The organism is Caldimonas sp. (genome assembly GCF_046289365.1).
GTDB lineage: Bacteria > Pseudomonadota > Gammaproteobacteria > Burkholderiales > Burkholderiaceae_C > Caldimonas.
The window spans coordinates 22,478-38,866 of sequence record NZ_JBKBVU010000009.1 but is presented as its reverse complement, the minus strand read 5'-3'; the positions used below and the strand labels follow the sequence as shown (position 1 = coordinate 38,866).

At 67.6% G+C, this 16,389-nt stretch carries 17 protein-coding genes and 1 pseudogene; 5 read left to right on the top strand and 13 right to left on the bottom strand.

The features are described from left to right. The 3 genes from ACK42S_RS02005 to ACK42S_RS01995 form a co-directional block, all read right to left on the bottom strand. Window positions 1-427 (bottom strand): cob(I)yrinic acid a,c-diamide adenosyltransferase (locus tag ACK42S_RS02005; RefSeq protein ID WP_409702707.1); only part of this gene is annotated, 427 nt, incomplete at its 3' end. 29 nt (window positions 428-456) lie between these two features. Continuing rightward, the gene (locus ACK42S_RS02000) at window positions 457-894 is read right to left on the bottom strand and encodes a hypothetical protein (protein WP_409702705.1); all 438 of its coding nucleotides are present in this window, start codon (window positions 892-894) and stop codon (window positions 457-459) included. A gap of 11 nt (window positions 895-905) precedes the next feature. Then, window positions 906-1,508 carry an N-acetylmuramoyl-L-alanine amidase gene (locus ACK42S_RS01995; RefSeq protein ID WP_409702703.1) on the bottom strand — a complete coding sequence of 201 codons (603 nt, stop codon included), beginning with the start codon at window positions 1,506-1,508 and terminating at the stop codon, window positions 906-908. A gap of 141 nt (window positions 1,509-1,649) precedes the next feature. Between ACK42S_RS01995 and ACK42S_RS01990 the strand changes: the two genes are divergently transcribed. Together ACK42S_RS01990 and ACK42S_RS01985 are read left to right on the top strand one after the other, a co-directional pair. Continuing rightward, the gene (locus ACK42S_RS01990; protein WP_409702701.1) at window positions 1,650-3,071 is read left to right on the top strand and encodes an FAD-binding oxidoreductase; all 1,422 of its coding nucleotides are present in this window, start codon (window positions 1,650-1,652) and stop codon (window positions 3,069-3,071) included. 82 nt (window positions 3,072-3,153) lie between these two features. Next, window positions 3,154-3,705, top strand: coding sequence for a class I SAM-dependent methyltransferase (locus tag ACK42S_RS01985; RefSeq protein ID WP_409702699.1), 552 nt, complete (start codon window positions 3,154-3,156; stop codon window positions 3,703-3,705). Between the two features lie 4 nt (window positions 3,706-3,709). Here ACK42S_RS01985 and ACK42S_RS01980 read toward each other — a convergent pair whose 3' ends face one another. The 3 genes from ACK42S_RS01980 to ACK42S_RS01970 are packed head-to-tail and all read right to left on the bottom strand — an operon-like array spanning window position 3,710 to window position 8,495. Continuing rightward, window positions 3,710-5,233 (bottom strand): SpoVR family protein, encoded by a 1,524-nt coding sequence (locus ACK42S_RS01980; RefSeq protein ID WP_409702697.1) that lies wholly within the window; start codon window positions 5,231-5,233, stop codon window positions 3,710-3,712. Then, window positions 5,230-6,519: a YeaH/YhbH family protein gene (locus ACK42S_RS01975; RefSeq protein ID WP_409702695.1), complete on the bottom strand. Its 1,290-nt coding sequence runs from the start codon at window positions 6,517-6,519 to the stop codon at window positions 5,230-5,232. Before ACK42S_RS01975 ends, ACK42S_RS01980 begins: the two co-directional genes overlap by 4 nt. A 53-nt stretch (window positions 6,520-6,572) precedes the next feature. Continuing rightward, a complete protein-coding gene (locus ACK42S_RS01970) occupies window positions 6,573-8,495 on the bottom strand; it encodes a PrkA family serine protein kinase (protein ID WP_409702693.1) in 1,923 nt (640 codons plus the stop codon). A 666-nt stretch (window positions 8,496-9,161) separates the two neighbouring features. On the opposite strand from ACK42S_RS01970, the gene ACK42S_RS01965 reads away from it, so the two are divergent. From ACK42S_RS01965 to ACK42S_RS01955, 3 genes and pseudogenes are all read left to right on the top strand, one after another. Next, a complete protein-coding gene (locus ACK42S_RS01965) occupies window positions 9,162-10,826 on the top strand; it encodes a cation:proton antiporter (RefSeq protein WP_409702691.1) in 1,665 nt (554 codons plus the stop codon). After that, window positions 10,823-11,737 carry a universal stress protein gene (locus ACK42S_RS01960; RefSeq protein WP_409702689.1) on the top strand — a complete coding sequence of 305 codons (915 nt, stop codon included), beginning with the start codon at window positions 10,823-10,825 and terminating at the stop codon, window positions 11,735-11,737. Before ACK42S_RS01965 ends, ACK42S_RS01960 begins: the two co-directional genes overlap by 4 nt. 84 nt (window positions 11,738-11,821) lie before the next feature. After that, window positions 11,822-12,502, top strand: a pseudogene (locus tag ACK42S_RS01955) (HD-GYP domain-containing protein); the annotation flags it as partial. Here ACK42S_RS01955 and ACK42S_RS01950 read toward each other — a convergent pair. Genes ACK42S_RS01950 through ACK42S_RS01920 form a run of 7 tightly spaced genes read right to left on the bottom strand, consistent with a single transcriptional unit; the run spans window position 12,409 to window position 16,381 of the window. Beyond that, window positions 12,409-12,738 (bottom strand): LysR family transcriptional regulator, encoded by a 330-nt coding sequence (locus ACK42S_RS01950; protein WP_409702687.1) that lies wholly within the window; start codon window positions 12,736-12,738, stop codon window positions 12,409-12,411. The pseudogene ACK42S_RS01955 and the gene ACK42S_RS01950 sit on opposite strands and share 94 nt — an antisense overlap. A gap of 19 nt (window positions 12,739-12,757) precedes the next feature. Further along, window positions 12,758-13,675 (bottom strand): ParB/RepB/Spo0J family partition protein, encoded by a 918-nt coding sequence (locus ACK42S_RS01945; protein ID WP_409702685.1) that lies wholly within the window; start codon window positions 13,673-13,675, stop codon window positions 12,758-12,760. 10 nt (window positions 13,676-13,685) lie between these two features. Then, the gene (locus ACK42S_RS01940; protein ID WP_409702683.1) at window positions 13,686-14,237 is read right to left on the bottom strand and encodes an RBBP9/YdeN family alpha/beta hydrolase; all 552 of its coding nucleotides are present in this window, start codon (window positions 14,235-14,237) and stop codon (window positions 13,686-13,688) included. A 20-nt stretch (window positions 14,238-14,257) separates the two neighbouring features. Beyond that, window positions 14,258-15,028, bottom strand: a complete 771-nt coding sequence (locus tag ACK42S_RS01935; RefSeq protein ID WP_409702681.1) for a ParA family protein — start codon at window positions 15,026-15,028, stop codon at window positions 14,258-14,260. Window positions 15,029-15,047: 19 nt separating this feature from the next. Continuing rightward, on the bottom strand, window positions 15,048-15,464 hold the full coding sequence (locus tag ACK42S_RS01930) for a type II toxin-antitoxin system VapC family toxin (protein ID WP_409702679.1): 417 nt from the start codon (window positions 15,462-15,464) through the stop codon (window positions 15,048-15,050). Continuing rightward, window positions 15,461-15,709, bottom strand: a complete 249-nt coding sequence (locus ACK42S_RS01925) for a type II toxin-antitoxin system Phd/YefM family antitoxin (protein ID WP_409702677.1) — start codon at window positions 15,707-15,709, stop codon at window positions 15,461-15,463. The genes ACK42S_RS01930 and ACK42S_RS01925 overlap by 4 nt, the downstream gene beginning before the upstream one ends. A gap of 60 nt (window positions 15,710-15,769) precedes the next feature. Beyond that, on the bottom strand, window positions 15,770-16,381 hold the full coding sequence (locus ACK42S_RS01920; RefSeq protein ID WP_409702675.1) for a LysE family transporter: 612 nt from the start codon (window positions 16,379-16,381) through the stop codon (window positions 15,770-15,772). Window positions 16,382-16,389 lie beyond the last annotated feature (8 nt).

Sequence of the window (16,389 nt, the reverse complement as noted above, 5' to 3'; positions counted from 1 at the left end):
GCTCGTGCGCGGCCAGTGCCACCACGGCGCGTTCGGCGCGGCGCGCCACGGTGCGGCACACATGGGCCAGGCTGGCCGCGCGGGTGCCGGCCGGCAGGATGAACTCCTTGAGCCGGGGCAGGGCGGCGTTGTGCTCGGCCAGCGCCTCGTCCAGTGCCAGCACGGCCGTGTCCTTCAGCAGCGTGTGGCCCGGCATCGACAGCTCGCCGCCCAGGTTGAACAGTTCGTGCTGGATGCCCACCAGCAGCTCGCGCACCGCCGGCGGCAGCGGTTCGGCCAGCAGCACGCCGAGGTGCGAGTTGAGTTCGTCCACGTCACCCATGGCCTGGATGCGCGGGTGGTCCTTGGCCACGCGGCTGCCGTCGCCCAGCCCGGTGGTGCCATCGTCGCCGGTGCGCGTGGCGATCTGTGTGAGTCGGTTGCCCATGGGGGCATCGTACTGCAGAGAGAGCCCACTCAGGGCAGGCGTTGGCCGGCAAGGCGGCACTCGGGGCAGTAAAGATAGATTCTGTGCTCTGCGTTGTCCGGGGCTACCCATCCCGAATGGCCCAGCCTGATGAACCATCGAGCAGTCCGCCCATCGACGAACCCCACTTTGCCTGTGGCATAGCACGGCGTCCAATTGAGTATCTCCATGTAGTCGCGACCACTGACAGCCCCACTGCGGCGCAAAAAGCTGGCGACTTCCCGTTGACTGACGATGAAGCGCGAGCAGTCCATTGGTTCAGAGGATGTCTGTGTGTTGCGTTGGCCATTGGATTCGATGACGACCCAGCGCACCTCCGGAAGATGCGTTGGTGTGCGCAGCGGCTCGGTGCCGTCATCGATCCCGGCCGACAGCGCCTGCGTGCTCACCATCAGCGCCGCCACAAAGGCGAACAGCTTGTGCTTCACAGTCTCTCCCTTCATTGCCACACGGCGCTTTCAGCTTCGCTGCGGTTCTTGCGTGAGACGACGGGGTGCCGGAAGACTTCGGCCATGGCAACGCCCAAAGCGAGTGACAAGCTGCGCACGATCCATTGGAGCGAAGCATTCTGCGCTGCAGTGACAGGTTCGAACGTCTTGTCGTCATCCTTGGGAGCATCGACGGGTAGCGCCTGCCCGACCAGTTCGATACCGATCGCATCCTGATTGGAGGGATATCGCTCCGGGTGAGCTTTGGCCATTTCGCGACGGTGCTCGCCGCGAGGGTCAAACTTCTGGAGGGCTCGGAGTTCTGTGGGCGCACACCGGTGTTCAGCCAGACAGCGAGCCTTCAGAAGGCCGACGTGCCACGTCACTTTCAATATGGAAGCCGTCTGGTAGATCGTCCCGTCGCGGTCGATCAGGAAGTGCGCGCCATTGGCGCCGGGTGAGCGATAGCTGTTGAGGGTGGCGGCGGCCGTGGGGCTGTCGGTCTGGTGGACCACGATGCCGCGAACCGTGGTCATCGGGCCGCGTTCGATGTTCGGGCTGATGGCCAGCCGCACGCGCGGATCCTGGACCAGACCTTGGCTGTCGATGTTCATGTGTTCTCCCTGTGAGGCTTCGAAATGCCGATCCATAGTTTGCCGTGTGGGCGACCCGGATGCGCCCCGGATTCAGGCGGCTTAAAGTAAACGCTTGTAATGTGTGGATCCCCGGCCTGGATGCCGCAGAGGAGACAAGCCATGAACGCCCCCTTGCCCGGCCACGTGCTGCCCACCTACGAGCCCCGGCCGGTGCCGGTGGCGATGATCGAGGCGCTGAAGGCGCGGTTTGGGGACCGGTGTTCCACGGCCCAGGCGGTGCGTGAGCAGCACGGGCGCGATGAGTCGCCCTTCGACGTGCCGCCGCCCGATGTGGTGGTGTTTGCCGAGAGCACCGAGGAGGTGGCCGAGGTGGTGAAGCTGGCGGCCGCGCACGCGGTGCCGGTGATCCCCTATGGCGTGGGGTCCTCGCTGGAAGGCCATCTGCTGGCGGTGCACGGCGGCGTGAGCCTCGACCTGTCGCGCATGAATCGCGTGCTGGCGGTGAACGCCGAGGACCTGACCGTGACGGTGCAGGCGGGTGTGACGCGCACCCAGCTGAACAACGAGATCCGCCACACGGGCCTCTTCTTTCCGATCGACCCGGGCGCCGATGCCTCGATTGGCGGCATGAGCGCCACGCGGGCCTCGGGCACGAACGCGGTGCGCTACGGCACGATGCGCGAGAACGTGCTGGGGCTGACGGTGGTGACGGCCTCGGGCGAGGTGGTGCACACCGGCACGCGCGCGCGCAAGTCCAGCGCGGGCTACGACCTCACGCGCCTGTTCGTGGGCAGTGAGGGCACGCTGGGTGTGATGACCGAGATCACGCTGCGCCTGTACCCGCAGCCCGAGGCGGTGTCGGCGGCGGTGTGTTCCTTCCCCTCGCTGGAGGCGGCGGTGAACACGACCATCCAGATCATCCAGATGGGCGTGCCGATCGCACGCTGCGAGCTGCTGGACACCAACGCCGTGCGCGCGGTGAACCGCCATGACAAGCTCACGCTGCGCGAGGGCCCGATGCTGTTGATGGAATTCCACGGCAGCCCGGCGGGCGTGCAGGAACAGGCGCAGGTGGTGCAGGAGATCGCCAGCGACCTGGGCGGCGAAGACTTCCAGTGGGCCACCACGCCCGAGGAGCGCACGAAGCTGTGGACGGCGCGTCACCACGCCTATTTCGCGGCGTTGCAGATGAAGCCGGGCTGTCGCGCGGTGACCACCGATGCCTGCGTGCCGATCTCGCGCCTGGCCGAGTGTTTGCTGCAAACGGCGGCCGAGGCCGACGCAGCGGGCCTGCCGTATTTCATCGTGGGCCATGTGGGCGATGGCAATTTCCATGTGGGCTATCTGATCGACCCGGCCCGCCCCGAGGAGCGTGAGCTGGCCGAGCGGCTGAACCAGCAGCTCGTCGCGCGTGCGCTGCGCCTGGAAGGCACGTGCACCGGCGAACATGGCATCGGTCTGCACAAAATGGGTTTTCTGCGCGAGGAAGCGGGCGAAAGCGCCGTGGCCTTGATGCGTGCGATCAAGCGCGCGTTGGACCCGAAGAACATCATGAACCCGGGCAAGATCTTCGATTGGTAAGGCGTGGTTTCCAGGCCCTTGCGGACGGGGCGGACAGGCTCTACAGTGACCGGATCGCCATCACACGGGTTGGTCGATACGCATGCGAGCAGCCACCGCCTTCATGATGCTGGCCTTTGCGCGGCCGACGATGGTCGGCGCGATCTGGCCCTCGTCTCGCCACCTGGCGCAGGCGATGGCCCAGGGTGCCGACGGCGCCGGGCGCATCGTCGAGCTCGGCGCCGGCACCGGGGCGATCACCGAGGCCTTGTGTGAGCGTCACCCCGAGGTGCCGACCACGGTGGTGGAGCTGCAACCCGAGCTGGCCCATCGGTTGCGCGAGCGCTTTGCGGGCATGACGGTGTTGCAGGCGCCGGCCCACGAGGTGCTCGAGGCTTGGCCCGAAGGGGAAGAGCCGGTGGTGCTGGTGTCCTCGCTGCCCTTTCGTTCGCTGCCGCCGCGCTGGCGCGATGGCAGCAGCCGCGCGATCGAGCGCTTCCTGCGGGCGCGGCCGCAGCGGCGCCTGATCCAGTACACCTACCAGCCGCGCGCGCCCTTCGACCTGCAATTGGGCGAGGGCCTGGCGTGGCGCAAGCGCACCGTGGTGTGGCGCAACGCGCCGCCAGCCTGGGTGTGGGAGCTGGGAGCGCCTTGAGCCCTCAGTGCTTGGGCGCCACCGCCGTCCATTGCTTGGTGACGCGGCCCTGGTCGTCCACGCTGTCCAGGTGCACGTCGAAGCCCCACAGGCGGGCGACGTGCTTGAGCACCTCCTGGGCGCTGTCGTGCAGCGGACGGTTGTGGTGCTGGGTGTGGCGCAGGGTGAGCGAGCGGTCGCCGCGCAGGTTGACGCTCCAGACCTGGATGTTGGGCTCGCGGTGGTTCAGGTCGTACTGGCGTGACAGCGATTCGCGCAGGGCCCGGTAGCCGCTGTCGTCATGGATGGCCGAGACCTCCAGCTCGGGCTCGTCCTCGTCGTCGCGGATTGCGAACAGGCGGAAGTCGCGCATCACCTTGGGGCTGAGGAACTGGCCGACGAAGCTTTCGTCCTTGAAGTTGCGCATCGCATAGTCGAGCGTGGGCAGCCAGGGGCTGCCGGCGATGTCGGGGAACCAGCGGCGGTCTTCCTCGGTAGGCTGTTCGCAGATGCGCTTGAGGTCGCTGAACATCGCAAAGCCCAGGGCGTAGGGGTTGATGCCGCTGTAGGCGCGGTGCCCCACCGGGGGCTGGAAGATCACGTTGGTGTGCGACTGCAGCCACTCCATCATGAAGCCGTCGGCCAGCAGGCCTTCGTCGTACAGGGTGTTGAGCAGGGTGTAGTGCCAGAAGGTGGCCCAGCCCTCGTTCATCACCTGGGTCTGGCGCTGCGGGTAGAAGTACTGCGCGATCTTGCGCACGATGCGCACGACCTCGCGCTGCCAGGGCTCGAGCAGCGGGGCATTCTTCTCGATGAAGTAGAGGATGTTCTCCTGGGGCTCGCTTGGGAAGCGGCGCGAGGCGGCCTCGTCCTCGCTGGCGCGGTCGCCGCGCCGCGGCAGGGTGCGCCACAGGTCGTTGACCTGCTGCTGCAGGTAGTGCTCGCGTTCCTCGCGGCGGGCCTGCTCCTGCGACAGCGAGAGCTTTTGCGGGCGGCGGTAACGATCGACGCCATGGTTCATCAGTGCGTGGCAGGAGTCGAGCAAATCCTCCACCGCCTCGACGCCGTGGCGCTCCTCGCATTCGGCGATGTAGTTCTTCGCGTAGACGAGGTAGTCGATGATGGACGAGGCGTCCGTCCACATGCGGAACAGGTAGTTGCCCTTGAAGAAGCTGTTGTGCCCGTAGGCGGCGTGGGCGATCACCAGGGCCTGCATGGCCATGGTGTTTTCTTCCATCAGGTAGGCGATGCAGGGGTCGGAGTTGATGACGATCTCATAGGCCAGCCCCATGTGGCCGCGCCGGTAGCTCTTTTCGGTGGCGATGAACTGCTTGCCGTAGGACCAGTGACGGTAGATCACGGGCATGCCCACCGAGGCGTAGGCATCCATCATCTGCTCGGCCGTGATGATCTCGAGCTGGTTGGGGTAGGTGTCGAGCTGGTAGGTCTGGTGGGCCACGCGCTCGATCTCGGCGTGGTACTGCTCGATCAGCTCAAAGGTCCAGTCCGGCGGGCTGGGCAGGCGTTCGCGGGGGCGGTCGGCGTTCATGCGGGGGCTCCCTCCTTGCGAAACAGCTCACGGAACACCGGGTAGATGTCGGAGGCCTCGGCCACCTTGCGCATCGCGAAGTGGGGGTGGATCTCGAGCAACTGGGTGTACTCCTCCCAAAGGTTCTGCTCGGCTTCAGCCACCTGCACGTAGGCGTAGTAGCGCACCAGAGGCAGGATCTGCTCGTCCAGCAACTGGCGGCAGCGGCCGCTGTCGTGGTGCCAGTTGTCGCCGTCGCTGGCCTGGGCGCCGTAGATGTTCCATTCGCTGCTGGGGTAGCGCGCGCGGATGATCTCGTGCATCAGGTGCAGCGCGCTCGACACCACGGTGCCGCCGGTCTCGGTGGCGTGGAAGAACTCGTCCTCGGTGACCTCGGCAGCCTGGGTATGGTGGCGGATGAAGACCAGGTCGATCTTCTCGTAGTGCCGTGTCAGGAAGAGGTACAGCAGCATGAAGAAGCGCTTGGACATGTCCTTGCGCTGCTCGTCCATCGAGCCCGAGACGTCCATCAGGCAGAACATCACGGCCTTGGCGCTGGGCACGGGCACCCGGACCCGGTTGCGGTAGCGCAGGTCGATCGGGTCGAGGTAGGGCACGCGGCGGGCCTTGGCGCGCAACGCCTCCAGCAGGGCCTCGGTGTCGCGGATTTCCTTCTGGATCAGGGCCTCGCCGGCATGCGGATGCGACCTCAGGTGCAGCAGCCGGGCCTCGAGCTGGCGGATCTCCCGGCGGGTCTCGCCACCCAGGGCGATACGCCGGGCCAGCGCCCCGCGCATCGAGCGCACGACGTGCAGATTGGCCGGCGTGCCGTCGGTGGTGAAGCCGGCGCGGTGGCTTTTCCACTCGGGCACCTCGGCGAGCTGGGTGCGGACGAGGTGGGGCAGGGCCAGGTCCTCGAAGAAGACCTGCATGAACTCCTCCTTGGTGAGGTGGAAGACGAAGTCGTCCTCGCCCTCGCCGGAGTCGCTGGCCTGCGAGCCGCCGCCGCTGCCGCCACCGCCTTGCGGCCGCTCGATGCGGTCGCCCTTGACGTACTCGCGGTTGCCCGGGTGCACGTATTCGCGCTTGCCGCCCTGGGCGTGGCCGAAGACCGGCTCGGAGACGTCGCGCCGCGGCAGGATGATGTCCTCGCCCTGTTCGAGGTTGCGGATGCCCCGGCCTGAGACGGCCTTGCGCACCGCCTCGCGGATCTGTTGGCGGTAGCGGCGCAGGAAACGCTCGCGGTTGCCGATGGACTTGTTCTTGCCCGACAGGCGTCGATCGATGATCTGCTGCAGGGTGGGCATGAAGCTGTCCTCGTGTCGTGATGGTGTTTGGACCGTTTTTCGGGCCGTCCGGTTCACGAACTCTTGCGCACGCGCAGGTACCACTCGCACAGCAGGCGCACCTGCTTGGGCGTGTAGCCCTTCTGGACCATGCGGTTGACGAAGTCCTCGTGCTTTTTCTGCTCGTCGGCGCTGGACTTGGCGTTGAAGCTGATGACCGGCAGCAACTCCTCGGTGTTGGAGAACATCTTCTTCTCGATCACCGTGCGCAGCTTCTCGTAGCTGGTCCAGTTGGGGTTCTTGCCGTTGTTGTTGGCGCGCGCGCGCAGCACGAAGTTGACGATCTCGTTGCGGAAGTCCTTGGGGTTGCTGATGCCCGCGGGCTTCTCGATCTTCTCCAGCTCCGCGTTCAGCGAGGCGCGGTCGAAGATCTCGCCGGTGTCCGGGTCGCGGTATTCCTGGTCCTGGATCCAGTAGTCGGCGTAGGTGACGTAGCGGTCGAAGATGTTCTGGCCGTACTCGGAGTAGCTCTCGAGATAGGCCGTCTGGATCTCCTTGCCGATGAATTCGGCATAGCGAGGCGCCAGCAGCTCCTTGATGTAGGCGATGTACTTTTCCTCGACCTCCTTGGGGAACTGCTCGCGCTCGATCTGCTGCTCGAGCACGTACATCAGGTGCACCGGGTTGGCGGCCACCTCGGCGGGATCGAAGTTGAACACCTTGGACAGGATCTTGAAGGCAAAGCGGGTGGAGATGCCGCTCATGCCCTCGTCGACGCCGGCGTAGTCGCGGTACTCCTGGATGGACTTGGCCTTGGGGTCGGTGTCCTTGAGGCTTTCGCCGTCATAGACCTGCATCTTGCTGAAGATGCTGGAGTTCTCCGGCTCCTTCAGGCGGGTGAGCACCGAGAACTGCGCCATCATCTTCAGCGTGCCGGGGGCGCAGGGCGCCTGGGCCAGCGAGGAGTTGCGGATGAGCTTCTCGTAGATCTTGATCTCCTCACTCACGCGCAGGCAGTAAGGCACCTTGACGATGTAGATGCGGTCGAGAAAGGCCTCGTTGTTCTTGTTGTTGCGGAAGGCCTTCCATTCGCTTTCGTTGCTGTGCGCCAGGATGATGCCGTCAAAGGGGATGGCGCCGAAGCCTTCGGTGCCCTTGAAGTTGCCCTCCTGGGTGGCGGTGAGCAGCGGGTGCAGCACCTTGATGGGCGCCTTGAACATCTCGACGAACTCGAGCAGCCCCTGGTTGGCCAGGCACAGGCCGCCGGAGAAGGCGTAGGCGTCGGGGTCGTCCTGCGCAAAGGTTTCGAGTTTGCGGATGTCGACCTTGCCCACCAGCGAGGAGATGTCCTGGTTGTTCTCGTCGCCCGGTTCGGTCTTGGCGATCGCGATCTGCTTGAGCACGCTCGGATAGCGCTTGACCACCTTGAACTGGCGGATGTCGCCGCCGAACTCCTCGAGCCTTTTCACGGCCCAGGGCGAGAGGATGCGCTGCAGGTAGCGGCGCGGGATGCCATACTCCTTCTCGAGGATGGGGCCGTCCTCGTCAGGGTCGAACAGGCCCAGCGGGGATTCGTTCACCGGCGAGCCCTTGATGGCGTAGAAGGGCACGTGCTCCATGAGCTGCTTGAGCCGCTCGGCAATCGAGCTCTTGCCACCGCCCACGGGGCCGAGCAGGTAGAGGATCTGCTTTTTCTCCTCCAGGCCCTGCGCGGCATGGCGGAAGTAGCTCACCACCTGCTCGATGGCGTCTTCCATGCCGTAGAACTCGCGGAAGGCGGGGTACAGCTTGATGACCTTGTTCGCGAAGATGCGCGACAGGCGGGGGTCGTTGCGCGTGTCCACCATCTGCGGCTCGCCAATGGCCGCGAGCATGCGCTCGGCGGCGGTGGCGTAGGCCATGGGGTCGCGCCGGCAGATCTCCAGGTACTCCTGGAGGGTGTATTCCTCTTCGCGGGTGCGCTCGTAGCGTGCGGCGAAGTTGCTGATGACGTCCATCGACACCTCCTTGGGTTCGGCGCCCAGCGCCTTGGGCGCTGCAGCGGGGCTTGCGTTTGGCGTCTGTGCTTCCAGCATGAAACCACAAGCGGCAAAAGCAAGCCTCGAACAGGGGGACAAAGCCGGCGCAATTTGTGGCGGATCCCTTGCAATGAGTGTGCCCCCAATTGGCCGGTCCCACCAGACGGCGCATCGACCTGGCCCCCTGCTGTGTGGACAGGAGAGGACATTCGTGTGGAAAGTTCCTCGGGGTATGCGACGTCAACCCGCCACGCCGCCTCCTGGGCAGGGCGGTGCGCGGGGTGGCCGCGCCGCAGGAGGGGTGACGCGACCCCCGGGGCGGCGGGTCCGCGTCCCCCGGGGGGCACCGGGCGGGTGCGCTGGCCCGTCGGGCGCCCTGCTGCGGCGCAAAAACTAGGGATAACCCGTATCTATCGACAAACAAGATGGCTCAGGCGAGCAATATTGAGTTTTCCAGCGGCTATGGCAAGGACATGAGCATGTATGCGCTGGAGGACTACACCGTGACGCGGCATGGATGGTGAAGTACTGAGCGCCCTCGCTCGGTCTTGATCTGGCGCAAGCCCGATCCCAACGCGGGGTCGGTGCTGCGCCCCTGGCCCGCCTGCGGTAGCCTTCGCCCTGCATGCCAGGCCGGGGAGGGCGATGACGGGCATCTACCAGGAGTTCGCAGGACTGCTGCTGCTGGCCGCCGGCGTGGGCCTGGTGGCGCTGCGGCTGCGCCAGCCCTTGATCCTGGCCTACATCGTTTTGGGCATCGCGGTGAGCCCGGCCCTGCTGGGCTGGGTCAGTGCCCATGACGAGATCGACCTGCTCGCGCAGATCGGCATCACGGTGCTGCTCTTCGTCGTGGGCCTCAAGCTCGACCTGCAGCTCGTGCGCCACCTCGGCGCGGTGGCGCTGGCCACCGGCCTGGGGCAGCTCTTCTTCACCATCGTGATCGGCTTCCTGATCGCGCTGGCCTTCGGCATGAACACGATGACGGCGCTGTACGTGGCGGTGGCGCTCACGTTCTCGAGCACGATCATCATCGTCAAGCTGCTGTCGGACAAGCGCGAGATCGACACGCTGCACGGGCGCATCGCGATGGGCTTCCTGATCGTGCAGGACATTGCGGTGGTGATCGCGATGATGGTGCTGGGCAGCCAGCGCGCCGGCGGCGACCAGGTGTGGTGGCTGGCCCTGGGCGAGATCGGCCTGAAAGTGGCAGCGGCCGTGGCCGTGGTGGCCGTGCTGATGCGCTACGTGCTGCCGCGCCTGATGCCGCGCATTGCCGCCTCGCAGGAGCTGCTGCTGCTGTTTGCCGTGGCCTGGGGCACCGGCTTTGCGGCGGCGGGCGAGGCGCTGGGCTTCAGCAAGGAGATCGGCGCCTTCCTGGCGGGCTTCTCGCTGGCGTCGAACGCCTACCGCGAGGCCTTGTCGAGCCGGCTCACGCCGCTGCGTGATTTCCTGCTGCTCTTCTTCTTCATCGACCTGGGCGCCAAGCTCGACCTGAGCGCCCTGGGCGCGCAGATCCCCGAGACGGTGGTGCTGTCGGTCTTCGTGCTGGTGGGCAATCCGCTCATCGTGATGGCCATCATGGGCTGGATGGGCTATCGCAAGCGCACGGGTTTCCTGGCCGGCCTGACGGTGGCGCAGATCAGCGAGTTCTCCATCATCTTCGTGGCCATGGGCATCGGCCTCGGGCATGTGAACAACGAGGCGCTGAGCCTGGTGACGATGGTGGGCCTGGTGACCATCGGCCTGTCCACCTACATGATCCTGTACTCGCAGGCCCTCTACCAGCGCCTGGCCCCTTGGCTGGGCGTCTTCGAGCGGCGCCGGCCGGAGCGTGAACTGGCCCTGGAAGGCCAGCCGCTGGACGGGGCGCCCGCCCAGGTGGTGCTGTTCGGACTGGGGCGCTACGGCCGCCGCCTGGCGCGTCGGCTGCTGGAAGCGCAGGTGTCGGTGCTGGGCGTGGACTTCGACCCCGAGGTGGTTCAGCAGGCCCAGCGGCCCGAGTTGCCGGTGGTCTTTGGTGACGCCGAGGACGGTGAATTCCTCGACACCTTGCCGCTGCGCGAGGCGCGCTGGGTGGTGAGCACGATGCGCGAGGCCGAACTGAACGTGGCGCTGTTCAAGGCGCTGCGTGCGCGGGGCATTCACGTCCCGGTGGCGGCCGCAGCCCACAATGAACGCGACGCCGCCCGCTTGCGCCAGGCGGGTGTCGACCGCATCCTCATGCCCTACTGGGATGCCGCCGACCTCACCGCCGAGCGCCTGGTCGAGGACCTGGCGGCCATGCCCATCCCCAAGGAGGAAGCCGCATGAACACGACGGCCGTGCCGCCGGTGCTGGCGGCGACCGATTTCTCTCCGGCGGCCGACCAGGCGGTGGGCCGCGCTGCGCACATCGCTCGCGAACTCGGTGCCCCGCTTGTGCTGGTGCATGTGCATGAGCCGCCGGTGCTCGGGGAGGTGTGGCGCCAGCTGCAAGCCTGGGTGCCCGGTATGTCGGGAGTTGACGCACAAGCCTTGCAGCAGTCCGCGCAGACCCGGCTGCAGGCGACGGCGCAGGCGGTGGGCGCGGAGGAACTGGGCGGCGCCGTGGCGACCCGGCTGGTGGTGGGCCGGGCGGCGGCCGCGGTGGCTGCCGAGGCGGCCGGCTGCGGGGCCCAGCTCGTCGTGATCGGCGCCCGGGGCGAACACGGGCTGGCCGAGGCGGTGCTGGGCAGCACGGCCGAGCGCTTGCTGCACAGCGTTGCCTGCGACCTGCTGCTGGTGCGGGAGTACGGCGGACGCCACTACGAGCGCATGCTGCTGCCCACCGACCTGGGGCCGGAGTCTCGCAAGGCGGTGCGGCGCCTGCGCCGGCTGCTGCCGACGGTGGATTCGGTTCTGCTGCACGCCTACGAGCTGCCCTACGAGAACAAGCTGGCTTATGCGGGCGTGGAGGCCACCCGGCTGGACGAGTTGCATCGTCGTGCCCAGGCGGAGTTGCAGCTGGCCCTGCAGTCGCTGGCTCGCGAAGTGGGCCACAGCGACCTGCCGGGGGTGTGCAAGGTGGTGCACGGCTACCCGCCGGCAGTGATTGCCGCCCAGGCGGAAGCGCTCGGGGTTGACCTCATCGCCTTGTCGGCGGGCAGCCGGTCCACCCTGGAGCGCGTGGTGCTGGGCAGCGTGTGCCTGCACCTCGCGCTGGAATCGCCCTGCGACCTGTGGCTGGTGCGTTGCGATGAGTGAGGCGATGCTGGATGCCCGCCACTACGTGCGGGCGGTGACGGAGCTGGGTGAGAAGCGGCCGGTGCTGACCTCGCCGAGCAGCGCCGCCAGCTCTATGCCCACCCGCTGGCCTCGGCCATGCTGGTGGAGCGCCACCACGAGTATCCGCGCGAGGTGGTCAGCGCCATCCTCGAGCACCACGAGCAGCTTGATGGTGGCGGCTACCCGCGGGGCCTGAGCGCTGAGAAGATGAGCCCGCTGGGGCGCGTCCTCTCGCTGGCCGAGGTGGTGACGGCGATGCATGGGCGCGGCGCGACCGACCCCGAGCTGCGGCTGTCGGTGGCGTTGCGTATGAACCGCCACCGCTATGACCAGGAGTTGGCCCAGGTGCTGCTCGAACTGCTGGCCGAGTACCCCACCCGGGCGTCGTCGGCCACGGTGGGCGACCCCGTGGGCGAGCTGAATGAGGTGCAGGGGCTGCTGCAGGGCTGGGCCGCGGTGGCGGCTGCACAGGGTCCGGCAGCGGTGCTGGAACGCGCTACCGAGCGGCTGGCCGAGATGCGGCGCGCGCTGGCCGGCGCTGGCGCCTGGAGCCGGGGCAGGCCTACCCCGAAGCGCTGGAGCGCTGGCTGGCCGAGGTGTCTTGAGCATCATCCTCGGGTTGAGCGGGTGGCGCGCCCACACGGGGCGTATCAGGTTCTCGATGTGGTCACGCCGATGGCCAGCGGCCCAGACAGCGGCGAGGGCTTGGCGCGGTGCAGCCCGGGTCGCGTCGGCCACGGCTGAGAGCACCTTGCGCGCACTGGCGAGGACGCGGTGGCCGTCGGGCGTGAGCACCATGCCCTGGGGCTGCGCTCGAACAGACTCACGCCCAGCGCATCTTCCAGCTCGAGGATGGACTTGGTGATAGCCGACTGCGCGATGTAGAGCATGCGCGAGGTCGCGGCCACCGAGGAGGATTCCGCCACCGCGATATGAAGTAGGAAGTAGCGGAACTGGCGCAGCGTGATGTGGCGGTTCATGCCGGCGCCCGGGGGGGGGTCAGCCTTGCTGCAGCCCCAGCTTCTCGAGCAGGCCGTTGAGCTCGTCGAGCGAGCCGAAGGCGATCGCCACCTCGCCCTGTTCGCCGCGCTTGGTGCGTTTCTTCACCCGGATCTCGACGGCGGCGGTGAGGTGGTCGGAGAGCTGTTCCTCGATGCGCAGCAGGTCGCGCGGCTTGTCTTGCTTCACCCGCAGCAGCGGCGTCTGCCGGGTGTGGGTGGCCCGGGCGACGAGCTTCTCGGCCTCGCGCACGCTGAGCTTCTTCGCGGCGATCTCGTGGGCGCTGAGGATCTGCTGGGCGGGCGCCAGCGGCAGCAGCGCGCGGGCATGGCCCATGTCGAGGTCGCCGGCCATCAGCATCTGTTGCACCGGCTCGGCCAGTTGGAGCAGGCGCAGCAGGTTGGAGGCGGCGCTGCGCGAGCGGCCCACGGCCTGGGCCGCTTGTTCATGGGTGAGTCCGAATTCGTGGATCAGGCGTTGCAGGCCCTGGGCCTCCTCCAGCGGGTTGAGGTCCTCGCGCTGGATGTTCTCGATCAGCGCCATCGCGGCGGCGGCTTCGTCGGGCACGGTCTTGACCAGCACCGGCACCTCGTTCAGGCCCGCGAGCTGGGCGGCACGGAAGCGGCGTTCGCCGGCGATGATCTCGTAGCGGGGGGCTCCGCCGGGGTCGTTGGGCGAGCCCAAGGGGCGGACCAGGATCGGCTGCATGATGCCCTGGGCCTTGATGCTTTCGGCCAGCTCGTACAGCGAGCCTTCGTCCATGCGCGTGCGCGGCTGGTACTTGCCGGGCTGCAGCTGGGAGAGCTTGAGCGTCGAGGGCGTGCCGTCGGCCGATGCGGCGGCCGGGCTGTCGTTCACCTTGGGGCCCAGCAGGGCTTCGAGGCCGAGGCCGAGGCCTTTGGGTTTTTTCGTGACCATGGGCGGGGGTTCAGGAAACGGAAGAGGGGGTGGGGCGCAGCGCGTCGAGCCAGGCGCGGCCCTCGGGCCAGTCGCCCAGGCCGGATGCGTGGTTGAGGTGGCCCCTCGGGCCCAGGCTCACGAGCTGCGCGCCCCATTGCTGGGCCATCTCGGCAGCGCGTTCAGCGCTGCAATAGGGGTCGTCGGTGCTGATGAGCACGGTGGCAGGAAAAGGCAGGCGCTCGCGCACGATGGGGCGCCAGTTGTGCAGCTGCGGCGGGGTGCTCTCGCGCTCGGTGTCGGGCGGGGCCACCAGCAGCGCCCCGGCCACGCGGTCGGTGATGCGCGAATGCGCCGCCCAGGCCGCCACGAGCTGGCAGCCCAGGCTGTGGGCTGCCAGCAGCGCGGGGCTGGCGTCGGCCCGGAGCACCTCCTCCAGCCGGGCCATCCAGTCGCCGCGCCGGGGCCATTCCCAGTCGGCCTGTTCCACGCGCGTGTCCCCGTACAGGGCTTCCCAGCGGCTTTGCCAGTGGTCGGGGCCGGAATCGAGCCAGCCGGGCAGGAGCAGGACACGCAGGGTCATGGGCCGGGATGGTACAGGGCTCACATCGTGGCGATGCGCGCGACCATCTCGCGCGCGAACTCCACATAGGCCTGGGCCCCGCGCGAGGCCGGGTCGAACACCACGCCGGGCTGGCCATAGCTCGGCGCCTCGGCCAGGCGCACGTTGCGCGGGATCACGGTGTTGAACACCTTGTCGGCAAAGTGCTGCTTGAGCTGTTCGCTCACCTGGCTTTGCAGCGTGATGCGCGGGTCGTACATCACGCGCAGCAAGCCGATGATCTTCAGATCGGCATTCAGGTTGGCATGCACCTGCTTGATGGTGTTGACCAGGTCGGTGAGCCCCTCCAGCGCGAAGTACTCGCACTGCATCGGCACGATCACGCCATGGGCGCTGACCAGGCCGTTGAGCGTGAGCATCGACAGCGAGGGCGGGCAGTCGATCAGCACGAAGTCGTAGTCGGCATCGGCGGCGGCCAGCGCGCCTTTGAGCCGGCGGTCGCGGCGCTCCAGATCGACCAGCTCGACCTCGGCGCCGGCCAGCTCGCGGTTGGCGCCGAGCACGTCATAGCCGCCCAGTTCGGAGCGCGCGCGGGCCTCGGCCACCGAGGCGGATTCGAGCAGCACGTCGTACACCGACAAGGGCAGGGTGCGCTTGTCCACGCCCGAGCCCATCGTGGCATTGCCCTGGGGGTCGAGGTCGACCAGCAGCACGCGCTGGCCGACCTTGGCCAGGCCGGCGGCGAGGTTGACGGCGGTGGTCGTCTTGCCGACGCCGCCTTTTTGGTTGGCAATGCAGAAGATCTTGGCCATGGGCAGGGCTTGTGCAGGCTCAGAGTTCGATGAGTTCGACGCCCACGGCACGGGCGGCGCGTTGCAAGGCGGTGTCCAGCGTGGCCAGCGGCAGGCGGCGGCGCATCGCGAGGTCGAGGTAGCTGGCGTCGTAGACGGAGAGGGCGTGTTCGCGGGCCAGGTGCAGTGTGTCGGCGCGGGCCCGCTCGGGCGGGGCGGCGTCGGTGTCGATGCGCAACTGTCTGAGCAGGTCGAGGTAGGCCTCCACCTCGGTTTGTGTCAGGCGGCGGCGGCGTTCGGCGCTGAGCACGATGTTGCCGATCTCCAGGTGCCACAGCGCAGGCACGACGGCGCCGTGGTCCTGCACGCGGCGGAAAAGGCGATCGCCGGCCTCGCTGGCTTCGTCCTCGAAACACCAGGTGAGGGCGCTGGAGGCATCGAGCACCACGGGGCTCATCCCTTGCGGCCCTCGTCGCGTAGCACGCGCCAATCCATGCCCAGGCGTCGTCCGGCACGCTGTTCACGCATGCGCTCCAGCAGGTCCTGGCCCGCGGCTGGGGGGTGGGACGTGGACTGAACGGGCAGCAGACGTGCCACGGGTCGGCCGTGCTTGGTGATCACGACCTCCTCGCCGTGTTCGACCCGATCCAGCAGGGCCGACAGATGGGTCTTGGCTTCGAAGGCGCCGATGGTGACAGACATCAATTCAACTGGTTGAAACAACTGGTTGGATTGTCCTATGGGCGGAGGTGGGCGTCAAGCTCAGTTCGTCGTCAGTCGGATGCCAAAGCCGATCAGGAAGACACCGGCGAGGCGCTCCAGCCATGTCGCCACCCGCCGGTGGGCGCGCACTTTGGCGGCGATGGCGTGGGCGAAGGCGCACAGGCTCAGGCAGTAGAGGGCGGTGAGCGCCGCGATCGTGACGGCCATTGCAGCGAAGGTGACCACGCCCTGGTGGCGGGCCGGGTCGATGAACAGCGGGAAGAAGGCCATGTAGAAGACGATGGCCTTGGGATTGAGCACGGTGATCAGCGTGGCCTGGCGGAAGTAGCGGCCGGTTTCCATCTGCACGACGGGCGTCGCGCCGTCCCGGGCGCGCAAGAGCTTGAGGCCGATCCAGCACAGGTAGGCGGCGCCGGCGTACTGCACGGCCTGGAAGAGGGTGGGATGGGTGGCCAGCAGGGCGGCCACGCCGGCCACGGCCAGCCACAGCAGGATCTGGTCGCCCACGATCAGCCCGGCGGTGGCGGCAGCGCCGGCGCGGAAGCCGCCCTTGCCGGTGGCGGTGAGCAGCGCGAAGGTGCCTGGGCCGGGCAGGGCCAGGAAGACGAGGATGGCGGCGCAGTAGGCGCCGAAGTCGGAGATGCCGAACATCAGGGGCT

Bases quoted from the DNA above. Each gene is read 5' to 3' on its own strand.
- ACK42S_RS01995 (WP_409702703.1), bottom strand. From the start codon at position 1,508: ATGAACATCGACAGCCAAGGTCTGGTCCAGGATCCGCGCGTGCGGCTG.
- ACK42S_RS01990 (WP_409702701.1), top strand. From the start codon at position 1,650: ATGAACGCCCCCTTGCCCGGCCACGTGCTGCCCACCTACGAGCCCCGG.
- ACK42S_RS01985 (WP_409702699.1), top strand. From the start codon at position 3,154: ATGCGAGCAGCCACCGCCTTCATGATGCTGGCCTTTGCGCGGCCGACG.
- ACK42S_RS01980 (WP_409702697.1), bottom strand. From the start codon at position 5,233: ATGAACGCCGACCGCCCCCGCGAACGCCTGCCCAGCCCGCCGGACTGG.
- ACK42S_RS01975 (WP_409702695.1), bottom strand. From the start codon at position 6,519: ATGCCCACCCTGCAGCAGATCATCGATCGACGCCTGTCGGGCAAGAAC.
- ACK42S_RS01970 (WP_409702693.1), bottom strand. From the start codon at position 8,495: ATGGACGTCATCAGCAACTTCGCCGCACGCTACGAGCGCACCCGCGAA.
- ACK42S_RS01965 (WP_409702691.1), top strand. From the start codon at position 9,162: ATGACGGGCATCTACCAGGAGTTCGCAGGACTGCTGCTGCTGGCCGCC.
- ACK42S_RS01960 (WP_409702689.1), top strand. From the start codon at position 10,823: ATGAACACGACGGCCGTGCCGCCGGTGCTGGCGGCGACCGATTTCTCT.
- ACK42S_RS01950 (WP_409702687.1), bottom strand. From the start codon at position 12,738: ATGAACCGCCACATCACGCTGCGCCAGTTCCGCTACTTCCTACTTCAT.
- ACK42S_RS01945 (WP_409702685.1), bottom strand. From the start codon at position 13,675: ATGGTCACGAAAAAACCCAAAGGCCTCGGCCTCGGCCTCGAAGCCCTG.
- ACK42S_RS01940 (WP_409702683.1), bottom strand. From the start codon at position 14,237: ATGACCCTGCGTGTCCTGCTCCTGCCCGGCTGGCTCGATTCCGGCCCC.
- ACK42S_RS01935 (WP_409702681.1), bottom strand. From the start codon at position 15,028: ATGGCCAAGATCTTCTGCATTGCCAACCAAAAAGGCGGCGTCGGCAAG.
- ACK42S_RS01930 (WP_409702679.1), bottom strand. From the start codon at position 15,464: ATGAGCCCCGTGGTGCTCGATGCCTCCAGCGCCCTCACCTGGTGTTTC.
- ACK42S_RS01925 (WP_409702677.1), bottom strand. From the start codon at position 15,709: ATGTCTGTCACCATCGGCGCCTTCGAAGCCAAGACCCATCTGTCGGCC.
- ACK42S_RS01920 (WP_409702675.1), bottom strand. From the start codon at position 16,381: ATGTTCGGCATCTCCGACTTCGGCGCCTACTGCGCCGCCATCCTCGTC.